13 protein-coding genes are annotated in these 17,571 nt (G+C 51.2%); 5 read left to right on the top strand and 8 right to left on the bottom strand.

Features of this window, described 5'->3' with window-relative positions:
- The first annotated feature begins 76 nt into the window (after positions 1-76).
- From AC5S16_RS11725 to AC5S16_RS11705, 5 genes are read left to right on the top strand one after another with little or no spacing between them, the layout of a single operon-like run.
- Positions 77-1,099 (top strand): L-rhamnose/proton symporter RhaT, encoded by a 1,023-nt coding sequence (locus tag AC5S16_RS11725; protein WP_493930258.1) that lies wholly within the window; start codon positions 77-79, stop codon positions 1,097-1,099.
- Positions 1,100-1,120: 21 nt separating this feature from the next.
- Positions 1,121-2,218 carry a mandelate racemase/muconate lactonizing enzyme family protein gene (locus tag AC5S16_RS11720; protein WP_493930257.1) on the top strand — a complete coding sequence of 366 codons (1,098 nt, stop codon included), beginning with the start codon at positions 1,121-1,123 and terminating at the stop codon, positions 2,216-2,218.
- Positions 2,205-3,047 (top strand): amidohydrolase family protein, encoded by an 843-nt coding sequence (locus AC5S16_RS11715; protein WP_493930256.1) that lies wholly within the window; start codon positions 2,205-2,207, stop codon positions 3,045-3,047. Before AC5S16_RS11720 ends, AC5S16_RS11715 begins: the two co-directional genes overlap by 14 nt.
- A complete protein-coding gene (locus AC5S16_RS11710) occupies positions 3,044-4,027 on the top strand; it encodes a Gfo/Idh/MocA family protein (RefSeq protein WP_493930255.1) in 984 nt (327 codons plus the stop codon). The genes AC5S16_RS11715 and AC5S16_RS11710 overlap by 4 nt, the downstream gene beginning before the upstream one ends.
- Positions 4,028-4,049: 22 nt before the next feature.
- Entirely contained in the window at positions 4,050-4,958 is a 909-nt protein-coding gene (locus AC5S16_RS11705; protein WP_493930254.1) for a BPSS1187 family protein, read from the top strand.
- 20 nt (positions 4,959-4,978) lie between these two features.
- Here AC5S16_RS11705 and AC5S16_RS11700 read toward each other — a convergent pair whose 3' ends face one another.
- The 8 genes from AC5S16_RS11700 to AC5S16_RS11665 all read right to left on the bottom strand — a co-directional run bounded on the left by AC5S16_RS11700 (position 4,979) and on the right by AC5S16_RS11665 (position 17,316).
- Positions 4,979-7,126, bottom strand: a complete 2,148-nt coding sequence (locus tag AC5S16_RS11700) for a beta-galactosidase (protein ID WP_493930253.1) — start codon at positions 7,124-7,126, stop codon at positions 4,979-4,981.
- Between the two features lie 76 nt (positions 7,127-7,202).
- The gene (locus AC5S16_RS11695; protein WP_493930252.1) at positions 7,203-10,922 is read right to left on the bottom strand and encodes a TonB-dependent receptor; all 3,720 of its coding nucleotides are present in this window, start codon (positions 10,920-10,922) and stop codon (positions 7,203-7,205) included.
- A 688-nt stretch (positions 10,923-11,610) separates the two neighbouring features.
- Positions 11,611-12,615 (bottom strand): LacI family DNA-binding transcriptional regulator, encoded by a 1,005-nt coding sequence (locus tag AC5S16_RS11690; protein WP_493930251.1) that lies wholly within the window; start codon positions 12,613-12,615, stop codon positions 11,611-11,613.
- 115 nt (positions 12,616-12,730) lie between these two features.
- The gene (locus AC5S16_RS11685) at positions 12,731-12,946 is read right to left on the bottom strand and encodes a hypothetical protein (protein ID WP_493930250.1); all 216 of its coding nucleotides are present in this window, start codon (positions 12,944-12,946) and stop codon (positions 12,731-12,733) included.
- 4 nt (positions 12,947-12,950) lie between these two features.
- On the bottom strand, positions 12,951-14,672 hold the full coding sequence (locus tag AC5S16_RS11680) for a sodium:solute symporter family protein (RefSeq protein WP_493930249.1): 1,722 nt from the start codon (positions 14,670-14,672) through the stop codon (positions 12,951-12,953).
- A 91-nt stretch (positions 14,673-14,763) separates the two neighbouring features.
- Positions 14,764-15,099, bottom strand: coding sequence for an L-rhamnose mutarotase (locus AC5S16_RS11675; protein ID WP_493930248.1), 336 nt, complete (start codon positions 15,097-15,099; stop codon positions 14,764-14,766).
- Between the two features lie 19 nt (positions 15,100-15,118).
- On the bottom strand, positions 15,119-15,928 hold the full coding sequence (locus tag AC5S16_RS11670; protein WP_493930247.1) for a sugar phosphate isomerase/epimerase family protein: 810 nt from the start codon (positions 15,926-15,928) through the stop codon (positions 15,119-15,121).
- A 152-nt stretch (positions 15,929-16,080) separates the two neighbouring features.
- A complete protein-coding gene (locus AC5S16_RS11665) occupies positions 16,081-17,316 on the bottom strand; it encodes a hypothetical protein (protein ID WP_493930246.1) in 1,236 nt (411 codons plus the stop codon).
- Positions 17,317-17,571: the final 255 nt, after the last annotated feature.

Here is a 17,571-nt window from a genome sequence, read left to right as displayed (position 1 = left end):
TAACTTCAATAGAGATAGAGACTTCACCGCAGCAGCCCGCAATGCGGCCGCGTCCATTCGTGCATGCGGGGAAGCTGTGATCGCACCTTCTCATACTGCACTGGGGCTTGGAATCGTCATGTTGAGTGGAACTCTTACAGCAAGTTTTCCCTTCCCTATGAAGTTCTCTCGATCATGGCATTGGGAAAACACATGGCTCGTCTATGCAACCCTGGCGCTGACGGTTCTGCCCCTGATGCTCGCTATCTGGGCAATGCCGCACCTCTTCACCTTTTACGCTTCCCTTCCCATACGCAGCCTGGCTCTTCCGGTTCTCTTTGGATTTGGTTGGGGAATCGCCCAGGTTACATTCGGCCTCGCGATTGCGCGCGTTGGAATGGCAATGGCTTTTGCGATTGTGATTGGACTGAGCGCTTTACTCGGCAGCCTCATTCCCCTGGCAGCCTTCCATCCAAAAGCGCTTATGGGCCATCCCGGCGTCATTCTGCTGGTGAGCGCTGTGCTGCTGATCGCCGGCTTGGCTTTTTATGCATCCGCCGGCCGCGAGCGTGACCGGCAAACTTTATCTGTCACCTCGTCCAGGCAGACATTTCTGCAAGGCCTTCTGCTCTGTATTTTTACGGGATGTTTCGGATCCATGATCAACATGGGCTTTGTATTCGGCGGAAAGATTGCAGACAGCGCCATGCGCAGCGGTATCTCCGCAGAGCGCTCCACTTTCTGCGTGTGGGCGGTTGTCCTGGCGGCAGGCTATCTTCCCAATCTTGCCTATTCTCTCTATCTTCTGCGAAACAACCGCAGCGCTGGCGCATTTACTCGGAGCTTTGCACGCGAAGCGCTGCTGGCATTCGTCGCTGCGCTGCTATGGCTCTCGGGAATGCTTGGATATGGCGTCGGCTCAAGCGTGATGGGTACATATGGAAATTCAATTGGATTTGCAGCCTGCATGACGGTTCTCTTGTTGTGGTCAAGTGCGCTTGGGATTTTCACGGGAGAATGGCGCGGCGCGCCGGCTCGTGCCCGGTCGCGCATGCACCTTGGCCTGGCAATCATTACCACATCAATGCTGACCCTGGGTTTCGGCAGCTTGCTCTACTAATACATACTTTAATGAGGAAGAATGCGCATAAAAAAGATTTGGGCTGATCTGTATCGGGTTCCTGTTCATCGGGAAATGCATGATGCCATTCGGCACTTCAGCAAAATGGATATCATTTTCGCCCACGTGGAAACTGACGAAGGCGTATCTGGCTGTGGCTTCACGTACAGCATTATTCCGCATGGAGCGCACGAAATATGTTCGATCATCAATCTCAGCATCGATGATCTGCTTCGCGGCATGGATCCGCGCGACCACGAGCTGACCTGGTCTCAGATGTGGCGAAAAATGGATTGGGTCGGCCGAGGCGGTATCGCCGTTCTGGCAGTAGCTGCCGTTGACATTGCCATCTGGGATTTGAAATCCAAGCTGGCCAATATGCCCTTACATCGATTGCTGGGCGGAGCTCGTGAGCGTATCCCTGTTTACAACACCGACGGTGGATGGCTCAATCACAGAATTGAACAACTTGTGGAAGAAACAAAACAGATTGTAGATGCTGGATTTCGAGGAACGAAGATTAAAGTTGGAAAAGAAGATGCCTCAGAAGATACAGAACGCATCGCGGCAGTGCGTGAGGTGCTTGGTCCTCATCGAACCCTGATGGTTGATGCCAACGAGCGCTTCACCAGCGCCGAAGCCGTCAGACGAGCCCGGATGTGGGAACCCTATAACTTGTTCTGGTTCGAGGAACCGCTGCCCGCCGAAGATATACTTGGCCATGCCAGCCTCAGGCAGCACACGGCGATTCCCATCGCTGTCGGCGAATCCTTGTTCAATCGCTTCCAATTCAGAGACTACATTGCAACCGGAGGCGCTTCGATCCTGCAGCCTGATGCCTGTCGCTGCGGAGGCATCACCGAATGGCTTAAGATTGCGCACATGGCAGACTGTCACAACATGCAGATCAGCCCACACTTTGTTATGGAATTGCACCTTCCTCTCGTTGCGGCGATTCCCAACAGCCTGTTTGTTGAATACATTCCTTCACTGGATCGCGTGCTGACCCGGCCATTCGAGCTGATCGATGGCTACTTCACGCCCAGCGAAGAACCAGGACTGGGGATTCCTTTCGATTGGGAGCAGTTGCAGGAGTTTAAAGTGCATGATGCGAATTGATAGCCATCAGCATTACTGGAAAGTAGACCGTGGGGATTATCACTGGATGACTCCGCAGGTACCAGTCCTTTACCGCGACTATCTCCCGAAGGACTTACGCCCTCTGCTCTCAGAGCATGGCATACACAAGACTGTCGTCGTACAGGCAGCGCAAACAACTGCGGAAACAGACTTCCTGCTTGATCTCGCCATGGCCGACGATTCGATTGCAGGCGTAGTTGGCTGGCTGGATATGGAAAGTCCGGACTTTCCTCAGCAATTCGAACAGTACAGGAAGCACGCAAAGCTTATCGGCATTCGCCCTATGCTGCAGGACCTTCCGGATGACGGATGGATTATGCGGCCGCAGGTGCTGGCATCGCTGCGGATCATCGCGGACGCTGATTTTCCATTTGAATTTCTCACCTATCCGCGGCATCTGCCATTCGTGCTTCAGGCGCTCGAAATAGTTCCCGGCCTGCGTGCAGTTGTCGACCATATTTCTAAACCTGAGATTCGCACCGGCAAGCTGGAGCCGTGGAAGAGTCTGATCGCTGAAGTCTCGCAGCACGAAAATGTCTATTGCAAGATTTCTGGAATGATCACCGAAGCTGACCACAAACACTGGTCTGCCGAAGATCTGCGCCCCTATGTCGAACATGTAATGAAGTGTTTCGGCGTCGGTCGAGTCATGTTCGGCAGCGACTGGCCGGTGTGCCTGCTGGCAGGGAGCTATCATGAGGTCATTACTACAGCGAAGGATCTGCTTTTGTTGAATGAGGATGCCGAGCGAAAGATCTTCGGAGCCAACGCTGCGCGCTTCTACAAGCTCAATACCGAGGCCAGATGATCCGGAACAGAATAGGCATTGCGTTCATCGGCGCCGGCACTGTCGCAGAAATGCATGGCCGCGGAATAGCTGCTACTGCAAATGCCACGCTTGTTGGCGTGTATGACATTGATCAGAAAAAAGCACGGGCCATCACTGCTAAATTCGGCGGTCGCGTTTTTTCGAGTCTGCAGCAGCTTTTAAACGAACCTGATGTGGATGCAGTCCATGTATTGACGCCTGTCGATCAGCATGTATCCAATGCCGTCGAAAGCTTGAAGGCAGACAAGCATGTTCTCCTGGAAAAGCCGGTGGCCGAGACGCTGGAGGATATCGCACTCCTCAAAACTGCCGCACAAGAGGCGAATCGCGTATGCATGCCTGCGCACAACTATATATATGTTCCATCCATACGGCGTGCGAAGCGGCTACTCGAAGCAGGCAAATTTGGTGAGATTGCCAGTCTCTGGATTCTTTACAACATTTTTCATTCCGAGGAAATTTCGGCAACATACGGTGGAGTTTTACGTGCGGTTTGTAACCATCACGCCTATTCGCTTCTCTATTTGTTGGGGCGTCCTCGCCGAGTGATGGCGATGACTTCGCGGGTAGGCTACAAAAAACTCTCCTGCGAAAATCAGGCCATGATCGTATGCGAGATGGAAAGCGGCGCAATAGCGAATCTGTGGAGCAGCTTTGCCGCGAATGACCCTACCAGTGATCCGTGGACTGTGCTTTACAAGATTCTGGGGAACAATGGCGGTGTCAGCTACTCCTGGAATGAAGCACAATTCAAAGATGACGGCGGCCCAGCGTGGGGTATGCCCTGCTACGAAGAAGGTTTTATTGGGGAAATCGATTATTTTGTGAACCGCTGCATTCTCGCCGGTGAACAACCGCTTTCCACCCTGGATGACGCCGCGGATGCGCTGCAGATTTTGATAGCCGCTGAGCGCTCTGTCTCCAAGCCCGAAACTCTTGAGAATGTCTTCTCCGGCTGATCGTCCGGAAACTGGAGATACTTTGCGTCCTTTTATTAAGGTTCTAACGGTCGGATTCCTGATCCTGTTCTTTGGAAGCATCGAGCTTCGCGCCGAAGTCCAGGTATTGCACGTTAATCCAGACCAGACTGACACGGCTATTGAGACAGTTCATGGTCCGCACATCGCAATGTATGAACCGCAAGTAGCTTCCCGTCATCAGCTTTTTCTCTTTCTCGTTGGAACCGGAGTCAAAGCAGAGAGCAGCCTGGAGATCGATAGTGTTTTTGCCGGATGGGGCTATCACACCATCAGTCTGGATTATGAAAACAATGTTCTCGCTGCCTCCTGTGCGCACAGCCCGGACAGCTCAACGTTCGGCCGTTATCGCGAAGCAATTGTCACCGGAGCGCCGGTCAGCGAGAAGATTAAGGTCGATCCCGCTAACTCCATCCTGAATAGATTCCAGAAACTGCTCATCTATCTTGCGAAAAACGATCCGGATGGCGGATGGGAAGAATTTGTGAGCAACGGCCAGCCAGTCTGGAGTCGCATCATTGTGGCCGGCCATTCCCAGGGATCGGGACACGCTGCTTATATTGGAAAATTGTTTTCTGTGGAGCGAGTGCTGATGTTTTCCGGACCGCAGGATTATATGGATGACCTCAACGAACCAGCTCCATGGCAGGCGCGCAAGAGCGCAACGCCTTCATCTCGATTCTTCGCATTCCTTAACGTAAAAGATCCCTTCAATGTGAATCATCAGATCGCAAACTGCGCGATGCTGATGGAGATGTCAAAGCCCGGTACATTCATGGTCAAACCCGGCGAGGCTATTCAAGGTAATCATCACATCCTGATGAACGATTTCCCTTCTAAATATCACGGTTCCACGCTGCTCCCTCAGTACGAGAATGTGTGGAAATACATGGTCACGGAGAGTATCCAATAACCAAATTAGCGCACAGGCAATCATAGTTGCGATGCAAGCACTGCTACATCCAACGGTCCCAAAGATATCTGCGACACATTTTTTCGATCGCTAACCAGGTCATCCATGGGATGTGGCAACGCAATGTTCTTGTGTTCAGCTTCTGTCAGGTTCAGAAGAAAGTAGAACGTGGTTTGCGCATCGCTCCTGCTGGTCACTTCAACACCATATGGAGCATTAATCAGCGGAGTAAGTCCGCTTGCCTTACCCGTTATTCGTGCCAGGGCTTCGTAAAACTCATCTTCCATGCAATCGACTCCCACATAAAATACCCATCCCCGCCCATGACGGTTGCGGGTAACCACGGGCTTGCCGTCCATATGACCGCTGTGAACAACTGCTATCGGCTCGGCTCCGTGCAGCACGAGCGATTCGATTATGGTCCGCGGCCTGAAAACCGCGCTATCACCCGTGAAGCTGATGCCGAGCTCGCTTTCCAGCTTTCTGTCGAACGCTCCGTGTTCTGGATTGTATTCAATGAGATCGAGCATTGCTTCGGACTTTACGCCCGCAATGTCAGAGAACGGCCCGGGAGCTAGCGTCCTTCTCATGCTGTTGTCCATATTTTGGGTGGCGGCACGGTAGTTCAGCACCAGAGTTCCTCCGCCGGCCACAAAGGCGAGTAGCTTTTCAACTGTGTGGTCGTCGACAAGTCGCAGGTTGGAGGCGACGATCAGTTTGTACTGCGAATAATCCGCTGATACAGGGACCACGTCGATATTCCGCTGGAGCACTTTCAGGCCGTTGTAGTGGCATTGCGCCTCGCCGCTGTAGCGTGGGTTCCTGTCTCCAATACCGCCCAGTCCCTGCGCCCATTCATTCGGGAAGTCATATAGCAGCGCAATATCTGCGTGTGTAACGGCTCCCGCAATGCGTGGGCCAAGACGCGAAAGCTCTTTGCATATCTGCTGCAGTGTCTGTTTTGCGGGATTGATGGCGCCGTCGAATCCCTTAATAAAAGATGGCCGGTGCTGCTCACCGCCTGCCAACGGCCGCCGCCACTCGAAATAAAGATGACCACGGCTTCCGTGCGCAAAGTCCATATAGGCTTGCAGGCGCAATCCGTCGTGCAGTGCATTTGGCGGAACATACGCATTTTGTTCTGCGCATAGAAACCGCTGATGCGGCCCGGCACACCGGCAGAAATCACTGAGAAAACCCGAGGTGTACTGACGATGAGGTTGACTCAATCCAGGAGCACTGACGTAGTTATCCCATGCTGTAGCATCCAGAAACTCCGCAGCGGCAAAGACATCCACAGACCAGGTAGGAGCAGGCCAGTTCGTAAAGATAAACTGATTCTCTGTTTTACTGCGAAGAATCTCTGCCTGACTACGAAGATGATGAAGAAAAGAGTCTGAGAAGAATTCGCGATATGCCAGGCTGATCGCAGGTTGCCAGCCACCCTCGGCGGAGTTTCTCGGAAGGCGGACCTGCGACCAGTCGGAATATTCGTTGCTCCAGAATGCTCCGTTCCAAGCGCGATTCAATTCCTTCAGCGATCCATAGCGTTTTTGCAGCCAGGACTGAAATGCATGTTCCGAAACTGGATCATAGCTTTGGAATGGAAAGCCCGGCTCATTATCGAGCTGCCACCCGATGATCCCAGGATGATTGCCATAGTGGTCTGCGAGTGCAGTAACGATACGAGCTGATGCCGCCAGATAATTCTGACTGCTGGTGCAATAACCCTTGCGCCCTCCGTAAGTATACAGACCATTGTCATTGCCGCTTAGCACATCAGGATGCAATTGATAGAGCCATGGTGGAACTGACGCTGTCGGCGTGCCGAGAATTACATCTATCTCATAATGATTTGCCACTGCAATGGCGTGATCCATCCATTCGAATGAAAACTTGCCTTCCTCCGGTTCAAACAGTGCCCATGCAAATTCTCCCATGCGCACAGCATTGATCCCGAGTTCGTGCATCTCCCGGAAATCAGTCTCCCACTCAGAAGCCGGCCACCACTCCGGATAATAAGCGGCGCCAAGAAGGTAGTGATCCCATGCACTTCTTTGCGTGTTCTTTTGTGACGTGGCCTGTGCCTCTGCTCGAATACCCATATAGCTGGCCGAGAGATCCATTCCAGCCAGTCCGGTTACCTTAAGAAATGTTCTTCTATCCACCTTGTACTTTTCCTGCTGAGAGATGTATATATCCGACTTTTATCGTATGGTTCTCGATAACTATGTTGCCGCACACTCAGAACACATACTTAGCAGACAACTGAAAGAACCTGGAATCCGGCACGTTGGCCTGCAGAGCCAGCGGCGCCGTTATTTGCCCTCCAGTTGCGCTAATTCCCGTAGAGTTTGGGTTAGCCAGCGATGGATGGTTGAAGAGATTAAAGACATCAGCACGAAATTGCAGGTATTGCTCGCGCCATATCGCAAAATCCTTCGAAATTCCCATGTTGATGCGTTCATAGCCAGGTCCGGCGATCGTGTTGGATTTACCGCCAAGGTACTGTATGGCTGCCTCTTCATCTGTAATGGGGGCGCTGGGAAAGGCTCCCACTCCATTCGCCGGATTGGGAGTTGCACTGCCATTGAGAGGATTGGCAAAAGAGCATGGGTTATACCAGTTGGCCTTGCTGTGTGTATGCTGTGCGCAGGTTGTTTGCGGGTTCGTGGGATTCGTAGTTCCACCTGCCTTAAAAGGATCCGCTATCTTAATCGCGTGAGCACTGCCGCCGCTTGCAACACTGATGGTCGAAGTGCCCACCGTGAAAGGAATGCCCGTCTGGGCGATAAAAGTCAGATTGGCTTTCCAGCCTGCTGCAATTTCATTCGCCCATCTTGGAGCGGTATTCATAAATGCGCGACCGGGGCCAAAGGGAAGATCGTAAGAACCGTTGAATGTGAATCGATGACGTACATCGTAGTTAGAATTCGTAACTTCATCACTGATCGGAATAATGTTCCACATGCGGTAAGATGCGCCGCCGCCAAGCGGATCAATTGAGTTGTCTAACGTATGTGACCAGGTATAGCTTGCAAGGTAGCTCAGACCGCTCGCATAACGCTTCTCGAGCTTAGCCTGCAGCGAGTTGTAATTGCTTATCGCTCCATAACGCAGCCAGGGATTGCCTGTCCCCAGCGAAGGAAATGCCGATACGATCGCTGAGTTTTTCCCGTTGGCCTGGAGTTCCCCGGGAGGGTTTGTTGTAATAAGCGTCTGGAGGTGGCGCGACACACTACCGACGTAAGATATGGTTGCCGCCAGGTTGTTTGAGAACGAATGCTGCAGGCTCAGGTTGTAATTCAGCACGTATGGAGTTTTTATCTCTGTATCTCTGCCATTGATAACCGTGCTGTTGATAAAGCCCTTGATTCCGTTTGGCCCATTGATCTGATTACTCATTCCGCTTTCCAATGTATTTCCAGGGTCCTGATACTGACCGGTATTCGGATAGTTCTGCGCCGCGCCGGGCTGTCCGGAGCCAACAACACTGTTCATGGTCGTTGGACCTAGAGATGGGCAGTACCCGGTAATACCTGACTGGTTCTTGGCGTTGCCATTCACGCAGGTTGTTGCGCTGAGACCGGAATGGATCATGAACGGATAGTTTCCACCGATATTTGGATTGGATCCAAGGCTGGCCATCGCACCGTAAAAAATGCCGAAACCCGAACGCAAAACTGTAGTTGAATTGATTTGATAGGCAAACCCAACCCTGGGACCAAAGTTATATTTTTGTCCAGTGGACAATCGTGGATTCGAATCGTACTGCACAGTTACGTTGTTCGCTGCCAGTAAGCTCGTGAACGACGGAGCGAACAAATTTGAGGTATTGCGCCACTTTGCCGGAAGAACATAAACCGCTGATCCTGTGCCGATTCCAAGACTTAAGGGCACAAAATTCGCGAATCCCCCAGCCATTTCTCCTGTGGGCTGAAAATAGTCATAGCGAAGCCCATAAGTAAGCGTCAGGTTCGGTGTCGCCTTCCAGGTATCCTCAACATATGCGGAGTTATACCAGTTCTGCAAATTGTTAATTGGTTCATTTGTAATACCGCTGCTATTCATCTGGTCATTGAGAAAATCAGCGACCCCATATCCCGTATTACTGACACCCGTGACGCCAGTATAGGCTCCGGAATAGCTGTAACTGCCGCGAGAATTCGGCGGCTGCAGAAAGTAAATGCGGAAATTCTGTACACTAGCCCCAGCTTTTAGCGTGTGATTACCAAAAGCTATGGTTACGTTATCCAGAACCTGATAGATGTTCTGCAATTCGATCGAAGGATCGTTACCGTGAGAACCAAACGCCGTAATACCACCGACGCTTACATTGGGCAGGCCGCCATTTTTAAAATATCCGGGACCGAATGGCATACCACCTAGTCCCAACATGGCCGCTACATTCGTGTTGTAGTTCGGCTGCAGGTTTTGATAGTCACCCCAGTTATATGCAAATCGAAATTCGTTAATCAGTGCCGGGCTGAAAATATGTGTCTCGCTGAGCATGAAATTCTGTGTCAGATAGCTCTGTCTGGTTCCCTGGTAGCTTCCAATCCCGTCAAGGATCAGGCCAAGCGGCGCAGTATAGGTGTTATATATGTAGTTATAGCTATAGCGCGCATAAGCCTGGTCCTGGCTTCTGATATTCCAATCCAGACGCTGGTCCCATTGCACCGTATTGCTCGTTGTAGGCAGATTTTCAATCAGATTATTGAATGTTTTTCCATATGCTGATGCATCTGTATTGTTGGATGAATTCCATCCGTTCGCATTGGGCAATGGATACATGTTCAGAATCTTGACCGCGGCAGCATTCAGAGTAGTGGGATTGAAAACATTCTGGCCCGGAGCGAAACCGCCAACCTGGTAGTTACCATATCGCTGGAGATAGGCAGCGTTATTTCCAGCCGGCGGCTGATTGCAGGTATAGCTGCCGGTATTTGCGTTAGGCTGAAACAAGACAACCGCGCACGATCCTCCTGAGGTATTTGAAGGCGTCAGCAGTTCAGAAAAATCTCCTTGACGCATGCGCGGCGTAGGAACGTTGTACGGTCCACCGACACTGGACAGAGCAATGCGTGTACCCTGAATATCGCCGAACCAGAACAGTTTGTTTTTGATGATGGGTAAGCCTAGCGTGCCGCCAAACTGATTGAAGTGGTATGGCGGGTTAGGCAGCAATGGGTTTGCATTCCACTGCCTGGCATTGAGAGCTGTATTCCTGACATATTCCCACACATCCCCATGCACCTGGTTGGTGCCAGACTTAATGGCAACATTAAGTACCGATCCTGCGGAGTGTCCATATTGGGCGCTGTAGTCCGCTGTCTCCAGCTTGAACTCCGATAGAGCATCAGGAGGAGGTGAAACTCCATACATCGATCCGTTCATGTAATCGACTATGTTGACATTGTTATCCACTCCGTCCAGAACATAGTTGTTCTGTTCGGCGCGCTGGCCGTTGGCTTCATAGTCGCCATGTCCACCACCGCGCGTGCCGTAGGAAGGAACTACTCCAGTGGAAAGCTGCGCCATATACACCCAATTTCGCTCAGCCAGCGGGGTGTTATTGATTGTCTGGGAATCCATGACCTGACCTATGCTGCCCTCCTGGTTCTGGAGCAGCGGAGGAGCAGAGGTCACGGTAACAGTCTCTGTCACCCTGCCGGGCGTGAGCGTCAGCGGAACATTCAGTCTCTGGTCAAGATTTAGCTGCAGGTTCTCCTGCACTATCGTTTGGAATCCAGGCGAACTCGCCTTCAGACTGTAATGCCCGATCTTGATCGGAGAGAAGACGTAGACACCACTGCTGTTCGCCCGGGTATGCAGCACTAAACCAACATCAGTATTAGTCAACGTCACCTGGGCATCGGCGACGATCCGTCCTGCGCTATCCTGTACTACTCCCGTAATGGTTCCTTGATCCATCTGAGCAAATAGGTTCGCGCTGCTCGCCATGGCAACACACAAGCAAGTCAGGGAAGCTTTCATCAATGCCAGAACAAAACTTCTTCTTCTATATCTCTTTACAAGATTTTCTGGATCGAGGCTCTCTGGTTTTATATAAGTCACGACTATGCCTCCATAGAATTCTCCCTGGTGAGAGAACGGTTTGAGAGCGATGGTTACTTTTTGAGGGAACGTAGATGAAAAAAGCCCACTCGCAGAAAGTGGGCGACAAGCCGGAACTGGAACGCTGCTTAAGCGCGGATAGAACCGAATGGGCGAATCGGCACCACTCTACAGTTGTTGCAGCAACAACAGGTAGCGACCGTACATAAGCGACTCTGGCACATTCTTCCGTCGATATTCTCATACGATCTTTTGCCCGTCAATCAAATCCCGCACTTCTGCTGCAGTGCCGCGGTTGAATTGCGACGAAGATGACGAAGCCCAATTTTTCCTTTGGAGCGGAACTATAGAATTTACTTCTATCGTTTGTCAAGAGACCGATCTCTCAAAATGAAGAACTAGGCACCTGTGCCTCTAGCAGGCATGAATATCAGGCATTCATGACTAACTGATTCTCATATATTTGCGCGCATGATCTTCTTCTATTAAGAGACCGGTCTTAATATAAAGAGGGGGCTCCGCGGCTCTCAGACTTGCATTGAGATTCAGCTCATTGCACAGAGAACATCAGGGCTCAGCGCGAAGGAGCACAGGTCGACTCGCGAAGAATAAAACGAGTCTTGTATTCAAAGTTCGTTTTAGCTTTGTCGGACTGAATTTCCTCGAGAAGCGCCTTAAAGGCAAGGTTGGCTATTTCTTTTGGCGAGAATTGAATAGTGGTGAGAGAAGGCTGGGTGAAGCGGCATATGGTCAGGTCATCAAACCCAATCAGGGATATATCTTTTCCTGCCTGGTAACCTTTCATAGCCAGAGTTTTCAAGGCGCCAATAGCTGCAACATCATTACAACAAAGAACTGCGGTCGGAGGCTTGGGTAAACTCAACAGGGTTGCCATTCCAGAGGAGCCGCCATCCCAGGTATGATCGCATTCCGCTACCAGTTCTCTGTCAAGAGCAATTCCTGCGCTCTTCATTGCCTTCCGCAGAGCTTCATAGCGCATGCGCATGCTGCTCCAGCTCAACTGCCCACTCAAGTATCCGATCCGCTTATGTCCGAAATCCGCCAGATGTTTGACCGCATCGCGGATTCCCGGAAGGTAGTTGATACGAATATTGCGGATTCCCTTCAGGCCATGATCTGCGCCTGCATAAATCATCGGTACATCTACAGAAGTATTCTGAAGATATTGCTCCATCCCGAAAGTCAAGGCGGCGATGCCCTCTACCTGGCGTTCCTGCATACGAGCAGCGCATACTGCGACATGATCCGGTTGGATTTCAGTATCGGCAAAGCTGACCAGAACCTCATATCCATGTTCCACCGCAGCACGTTCAAAGTAGAGAATGATTTCAGAGAAAAACGGATTGCCGCCGCTCAGTTCTGAAACAATCAGGCCGACGGTATGGCTTCTGCCCCGTGCCAAGGCCCGCGCCTGAAAATTGGGTCTATAGCCCACTTCCTCAATCACTGCCTGAACACGACGGACGAGCTTTGGATCAACCGTCTCAATATTGTTGATCACTCTCGATACTGTCGAGTGAGACACGCGCGCGCGCCGGGCAATTTCTCTGATGTTCAAGCGATCTCCTCGGAAACCGTCCAGGATACAGTTGCAGAATATCGGTTTCTTCTCATGCCTTGGTGATCATGATTAAAAGATGAAGTATAGCGAATCTTTGCCATAGCAACCTTAACTACTTTTTTCCAGGACGAAACGTGTGAGCATAAAAGCCTCCAACTAGAACAAGCACAATACCTCCCCATAAGCCAGGGCGATATTGAGCAAGCACAATTGCAGGGGTATGGGAGAATTCGACGATCGCTGTAATGAGAATGATGATCCCATAGGCCAGCAATAACACGCCGATAAAGAACCATACGGACAGCATCTGCCCATCATCTCTCATCATTCGCTCACCAGAATAGCCACTGCAGAATGACAAAGAAGATTGCCGCCCCGACGCCCCAGAACACTGGTTTCTTATAAAGCGGCAAATTATCACTATCTGAGAATTGAGTATGCCCATAGACCAGACCTGTCAATTGTTCTGCCGGTTTCGGTGCTGTAAACAGGCTGACAGTAAGAGTCACAATCACACATATCATCCACGACCACAAGGCGCGATAGAGATTTTCCGCCATGTCTTTTGCATTAGGCGACAGTGCAATGACGCGGAGATATGCAGGGTTGGCCTTCACGACTGCATACATGGCGACGGAAGACACCGTTCCAGCAAGGAGCCCCCAGAAGCCTGCCTTCGGGGTAGCACGCTTCCATAACATACCGAGAATCACAGTGCCGAAAAGCGGAGCAATGAAGAAACTCACCAGTGCCTGCATGTAATCCATAATGCTTTTGAACTGAGTTACAAAATACGCGGTCGCTATGCTGAGAAAAACACCGAGAATAGTGCACCAGCGCCCAACTCGAACATAGTGGGCATCGGATTCTGACTTACGAATGTAAGGCTGATAAATATCGTAGGTCCACACGGTTGCAAATGCGCTTACATTACCGGCCATTCCGGACATAAAACCGGCGATCAGCGCAGTGATTCCCAGTCCAAGAAGTCCAGGCGTGCAATAACGTGCCAGCATGAGCGGAAGCACTTCGTTATAACTGTGCAGGCCGGGATGCACTGCACTTTCAGGCACCAGCCGGTAGGGCAGAACAGCCAGTGCTAAAAGTCCAGGAAGAATAACGATCAACGGAACAATCATCTTGAAATACGATGCGATGATCGGAGCTAGTTGCGCAGACCTGAGGTCCTTTGCTGCCATTGCGCGCTGCACTACGAGGAAGTCCGTCGTCCAATAGCCAAACGCAATCACTCCGCCGAGACCAAATACGATGCCTGTCCAGTGCACGCCCATGGGATTGCCGGAAAACGAGCCCAGCGTGCTCCAGAGGTGAACGTAATCGCTGCTATGAACTCTCTCTTGAATTCTTGCAACCAGACCGGACCAGCCGCCTGTTTCGATCATCCCCAGAATTGGAATGACCAGCGCGCCCAGCCAGATAAGAAAGAACTGCAGCACTTCATTGAAGATCGCCGAGAAGAGGCCCCCTGACGAAACATATACTGCCACAGTCAGTGAAGAGAGCCAGATACTGAAATGGATGTTCCACCCAAGGACTACCTTCATCACCAGGGCCATGGCGTACATGTTGATGCCCGACATCAGAACCGTCATGCATGCGAACGAGATGCCGCTCAAGGCGCGTGTAGCCTCGCCGTAACGCAGCTTAAGATATCCAGGGACTGAATGCGTCTTTGAGATGTAGTAGAAAGGCATCATCACCAGTCCAAGAAACACCATTGAGGGGAAGGCTGCAATCCAGTAGAAGTGAGCTGCCAGAATACCGTACTGATAGGTAGCTGCAGCCCAGCCCATCAGCTCAAGCGCGCCCAGGTTCGCCGAAAGAAAGCTTAGCCCTGCCACCCATGCGGACATCTCTCTGCCTGCCAGAAAGAAATCATTTGATGTTTTCGCGTAGCGCTTCAGGTAAAAACCAATTCCCAACACCATTGCGAAATAGAGAATGATGATGAGAAGGTCGGGAAACGAGAGGGAGATGAGCTTGTTGGAACTCTGCAGCCAGGTTACAGCAATTACCATGCTTGCCAGGGGCATCTACGATTCCTTCACTAAGACGGAACGGATAAGAAACTGACCATCGCTGTTTTAACAGCTGCCTCAGCTTCGGACACAACCGGGATTTACTTCATACCTCAAATATTCTTTCCATAGGGATCCACTTCTCTCCCGGACGCGCCTGCGGCAGCGGCTTCTGATATTTCCACATCAACTGCTCCCATTCCTGCATCTTTGCGTCTTTGGCATCCGCCGCAGCCTTAGCCTCTAAGGAAAACTCATCCGTTGTCTTGAGAACCATCACCAACTGAGTACCATGCAGATAGATTTCCTGGCTCAAGATTCCGTGCCTTCGAATATTTTCGACGACTTCAGGCCAGATGTTTTCAGCTTTGTGGTACCACTTATATTCCTCAATGAGGCTGGGATCGTCATGTAAATCCAGCGTGAGACAGTATGTCTTCATTCGGTTTCAACCCTTCGCGCTACTCCGACAACACCATTTCCTCGCACTCGCGGAAATACTGGATGCTATCGAAAACCAGCGCATCCAGTTTTTTCCTGTCTGGCTTACCATGCATTGCAGGATATGGATCTCCTCCAGGCCCAAGCGGCTCAAAGGTCACAAATCTTTCTATCTGGTTATGACCGATGAGATATAAAGCACGAATGATCGTGCACACATCAAGCGAGCCTTCTCCCAGCGCACAGCGATTGCTGTCAGCAAAATGCAGGTTCACCAGCTTGTTATCAGCATCGAGTATAGCCTCGCCAATATGGCTTTCACTGAATTGCATGTGATACACGTCGCCATTGATATGTCCTACCCCCGGGTGACTTACCTCACTGAGGTATCGCTTTGCTTCCGCCACTGAATGCACAAGACTCGTTTCATCGGCTCTTATTGGCTCAATCGCTGCTTTCACTCCATATTCCAGAAACAGGTCGGCGCACTGAGCCAGGGTTTCAGCAGATCGCTCAAACTCCACACTGTCGTAAGCTTTCGCGCGGCCGACGGCGCCGGGAACAACCAGAAGATACGATCCGCCAACAGCCGCGGTAAAAGGCACTTCGCGCTTGATATATTCAATCGCAGCTTGACGGTAAACAGCGCGGTTGCTCGAGAGATCATTGTCTGTAGAAAACATCCCACATACACCGGATACCTGCAGGCCATGATCACGAAGAATCGTGACTTCGTCGAGGTTGTAACCAAGATCCGGACCATAATGATTGCCGTGCAATTCGATGAACGGCACCCCTGCTTTCTCAAGTCTTTTTGCTGAATCTGCCAATGACTCGCGCCCGAAGCCCCAGTTGCTCCAGGAAAGGTTGAGCCTGGTCTTGAAACGCTCCGGAGATTTCTTTTTCAGCTCGCGAAATTGCTCTTGAATCCTGCTGTCCTTCTCTTCAAAACGCTGCTGGCGCATTTTCCCATTCCTTATTCTCAGTGAGCATGGTCTCCAACTTCCGGCATGTGGGCATGAACATCAGGCCCGAAGTAGCGAAGCGTCACCAGAGGGTCCGTCTGCGAATGATTTTCAAACGTTACTCCTCCCATTGCCGCCTCATGGGAGATGAAAACCTCATCCTGAGTCATCTGACCGAAGCGGATCATAGAAGGGCAATCGATCGGCAGTTTACCGATAGTCCCGTGCCCTTGCGTCACAATAAGCCCATAGGCTCCGGCATCACGAATCGTGCAGCGTGCTCCCGGCATGACGGTGAGTTCTCTGGCGCTGAAATGTTGCTCGCCCTTGATCGTTCCATAAACGATCCACTTATCGACATAGCCCTCTGATACTGAATCCTCCACAGGTATGGGCTCGATGTAGTGGTGTTTCTTGAAATCAGGATCGGTGTTTGCAGGCCAGTCGATGAGATCAGTCAGAAAATCGATATCATGATGTTTTTCCTGAGGAACATCCTGCACCAGCAGATCCCTGCCGACACGGCGGCCATCCACCATGGACTGAAACATAGATAACACGTCGCTGCCCCACTGCGGCTCGTACGTCAGCAGCGAGCCGGGGGCGTGCAGAATTCTCGGAGGAACGAGCCAGCCTGTTCCCGGCTTGAGCCGGTACGCTTTCGATAGATCGAGTATCCCGTTGTCTCCTTGATCCCAGCCTTCCAGGCACCGGTGGACGTGATTTTTTTTAGTTCCGGGTTCAAGCCCAAAATATGTGTGGGGGAAATTACCCGAGGTGGCATTCAACTGAGGTGGAAAATAATAGCCTTCTGGTTTACCTTCGCGTCCAACCTGCCTTGCCTGCTCTTCGCTTTGATGAAGATGGTGTGGAATCGGGCCAAGATTATCAAAGAATTTGCTGTAGACCGGCCAGCGATGGTACTTCTCCCACATTGAGTGCCCAATAAGTCGAGGCCCCTCGGCTTCGATTGCCTCCTTGAGAGTAAAGCGCTCTTTTTCTGAAACTACATAGCTCAGGCCTTCGTCGGGTGTGCGGTTTTCGTTCATCGCAGGCGTTGTCGAGGCTATCCAGCGCTCGTCGATGCCGCCACGGTGCGTGCCATAAGCATAAAGATCACGTGGATCCAGCTTCAGCCTCCGTCCAGGCACAAGATAGATTCTGGGAACCCACGTCGGCGCAAGCCTCAGAATTCCCTCTCCGGCCTCCAAGATCTGGCGTGCCAGTTGATTCACCGAGGTCTGAACATTCATCCTTTTTCCCCTCTAGCTCGAATTTTGCAGCGACGCTTCATAGAACAAAAGTGACCGGTCTCTCTAATGAGAGACAAGAACGTTATATTGATCTCAAATTGATGCGTCAAGTATCGAAACAAATTTTAGGTCAAAACTGGAGATCGGTTTCTTGACAGAGCTCGGAAATGAAATTTATAGTAGCGCACCAGTAGCTTCTTTTACATCTGAATGCTTCACAGAAATGCAACACGAAAGTGATGTGTGTAGAAGTCT

Source organism: Acidobacterium sp. FHG110202_01 (genome assembly GCF_059115305.1).
Note: the sequence above shows the minus strand (reverse complement) of the source record. Positions and strands in the feature narration are given on the sequence as shown.

Coding starts and splice junctions, on each gene's coding strand:
- AC5S16_RS11720 (WP_493930257.1), top strand. CDS start 1,121: ATGCGCATAAAAAAGATTTGGGCTGATCTGTATCGGGTTCCTGTTCAT.
- AC5S16_RS11715 (WP_493930256.1), top strand. CDS start 2,205: ATGATGCGAATTGATAGCCATCAGCATTACTGGAAAGTAGACCGTGGG.
- AC5S16_RS11710 (WP_493930255.1), top strand. CDS start 3,044: ATGATCCGGAACAGAATAGGCATTGCGTTCATCGGCGCCGGCACTGTC.
- AC5S16_RS11695 (WP_493930252.1), bottom strand. CDS start 10,922: ATGGCGAGCAGCGCGAACCTATTTGCTCAGATGGATCAAGGAACCATT.
- AC5S16_RS11685 (WP_493930250.1), bottom strand. CDS start 12,946: ATGATGAGAGATGATGGGCAGATGCTGTCCGTATGGTTCTTTATCGGC.
- AC5S16_RS11680 (WP_493930249.1), bottom strand. CDS start 14,672: ATGCCCCTGGCAAGCATGGTAATTGCTGTAACCTGGCTGCAGAGTTCC.
- AC5S16_RS11675 (WP_493930248.1), bottom strand. CDS start 15,099: ATGAAGACATACTGTCTCACGCTGGATTTACATGACGATCCCAGCCTC.
- AC5S16_RS11665 (WP_493930246.1), bottom strand. CDS start 17,316: ATGAATGTTCAGACCTCGGTGAATCAACTGGCACGCCAGATCTTGGAG.